Raw genomic sequence first — 648 nt, 5'->3', positions numbered from 1 at the left:
GGTTCTGGATTCCGTTGATCATCGCCGCAGTGGTGCTGGTCGGCGGCTTCACGGTGATGCGGGTTCGCACGTTCTTCGCCGCAGGCGACGGCACCGGCATCTCCAGCACCAAGGTCGATGACACCAAGCCCTTCGACCCCAAGGTCGTGGTCTACGAGATCTACGGTGAGCCCGGAGCCACCGCCGACGTGAACTACCTCGACCTCGACGCTCAGCCCCAGCGCATCGACGGGGTGACCCTGCCGTGGACGCTGCGGCTGGAATCCACCGCCCCGTCGGTGTTCCCCAACATCGTCGCGCAGGGCAACGGCGACACGATCAGCTGCCGCATCACCGTCGATGACGAACTCAAGGACGAGAGAACCTCCAACGGCGTGAACGCCCAGACCTTCTGCTTGGTGAAATCTGCATGAGCACCCACGACGCCCCGACCGAGTCGATCCCGGTCACCGGGCCGAGGCATGCCCAGCACGGCGGGATCGCCAAGTGGATCCGGCGCCTGGCAGTGCCGATCATCATCGGCTGGATCGCCCTCATCGCCGTCTTGAACACGGTTGTGCCCCAGCTCGAAGAGGTGGGCAAGATGCGGTCGGTGTCGATGACGCCGGACGAGGCGCCGTCGATGATCGCGATGAAGCGCGTCGGCGA

Annotated in this window: 2 protein-coding genes; both read left to right on the top strand. The window is 65.3% G+C overall.

From position 1 onward, the window contains the following. On the top strand, positions 1 to 413 hold a 413-nt coding region (locus BKG60_RS07535), incomplete at its 5' end, for an MmpS family transport accessory protein (RefSeq protein WP_207553871.1). After that, positions 410 to 648 (top strand): hypothetical protein (locus BKG60_RS07530; RefSeq protein WP_131827515.1); only part of this gene is annotated, 239 nt, incomplete at its 3' end. The genes BKG60_RS07535 and BKG60_RS07530, both read left to right, overlap by 4 nt.

Origin of the sequence: Mycobacterium syngnathidarum, from assembly GCF_001942625.1 — a bacterium.
GTDB lineage: Bacteria > Actinomycetota > Actinomycetes > Mycobacteriales > Mycobacteriaceae > Mycobacterium > Mycobacterium syngnathidarum.
Note: the sequence above shows the minus strand (reverse complement) of the source record. Positions and strands in the feature narration are given on the sequence as shown.